The sequence below is a fragment of the Endozoicomonas sp. SESOKO3 genome, from assembly GCF_024606255.1.
This window is the reverse complement of the sequence record NZ_JAHHPR010000769.1, coordinates 1-1,337: the sequence shown is the minus strand read 5'-3', so window position 1 is coordinate 1,337 and position 1,337 is coordinate 1. Positions and strand designations below refer to the sequence as shown.

The window sequence follows — 1,337 nt, the reverse complement described above, 5'->3', positions numbered from 1 at the left end:
GGCTTCCTTCATGCGCTGTAAAAACATTCCCTTGCCCCCAAGTTGTTCCCGGTTGGGGGGAAGGACAGCAGCCTGAGCTGAAACAGATGGACGGCAGAAACGCTTGGACAGTGACGTTTGGCTGAGCGGAACACTATGGGTAACAGAATCGCCGAGACGTTTTTTGGAAGCACGATCAGCCCCCCTGTCCTGCTTTGGTCCGGCTGGCAGGCTTTGAGGATTTGATCTGTCAATGTTTGCAGGCAAGGGTAACATAATGATAGCCCTATCAGGTTAATATTCATCCATAATTCAATGGCGAGCCATTGTTTTTGATTCGACAATAATGTTTTTATAAAGTTCACCCATCAGCTTCAGGCACGCAGTAGAAAAAAAACAGTAGGCTGACAACAGGGTTTTCAATGGTCAACGTTGTCCGGATCGATCAGACTTTATCCGCAGGTTATCTGTGGTATTGACGAACTTCGGGGTTTCTTTGTTCTGCTTCATTGATAAAAGCCTTATCATATTTAAGCTCGGCAGCAGCATAATTGAAAGCTCGAGGATTTTTTTCAATTAATTCGAGCATAAACCGGCGATCCTTCAATACCTTTTCAGTGACTAACAATAAGGAATGAATACTTTCAGCAATGGCTATTCGAATAATGTCTTTATCGCCTCGTAGTCTTTCACTGGCATACTGCAAAGATTCTGGATACTTTGCGATAGCGGCCATGACGACATAGCTATCATCCCTCAGCTTTTCACTCAAATATCGCAGTTCTGCGGGATATTCTGAAATGGCAGATAATGCAAAGTTTTTATCATTCAGAACCCGTTGGCTGGCATATTTCAGCCCATGCTTCACCACGGCATTCCTGATCTTTTCTTTATGATCCCCAAGTGGCTGGCCCGGTGGTGCATAAAACTCCAATCTGTAATTGTAAGATGGCTTGATAACAAAGCATTGATTCCCCATGTCATAGACTTGCTCAACCAGTTCAGTAGCTCTTATGGGAGTCAATAATAGAAGATGATTTAAGAGTTCCCTGCGGGTGTCCTCACCGATCTCATCACTCATTAAGATTTCCCGCGCACTTTCTTCCGGTGTTTCCCGACAAACTAACGACATGTGCCATATACTTAGCCGATGAACATAATGAGTAAATTGTTGATGGTGTTTGCTCAATAACTGACAGCAAGGGGCAGTATAGAGCCAGGCACTTTTAGTCCGACTGGACATTACGAATAGGCAATGTTGAAAGGCAAATCTATCCGTTTCTGTCGCAACATCACGATTAAGGCGTTGTGCAAGCAAATTAAAGTCCCACTGACCTCCTTCAAAAATGGGTATGCCC

The 1,337-nt window shown here is 44.2% G+C and carries 2 protein-coding genes; both read right to left on the bottom strand.

Features of this window, described 5'->3' with window-relative positions; genetic code table 11:
* The coding region (locus KDK18_RS13550) for a hypothetical protein (protein ID WP_257255462.1) at positions 1-255 on the bottom strand (255 nt) is incomplete at its 3' end.
* A 187-nt stretch (positions 256-442) separates the two neighbouring features.
* On the bottom strand, positions 443-1,337 hold an 895-nt coding region (locus KDK18_RS13545; RefSeq protein WP_257255461.1), incomplete at its 5' end, for a DUF4116 domain-containing protein.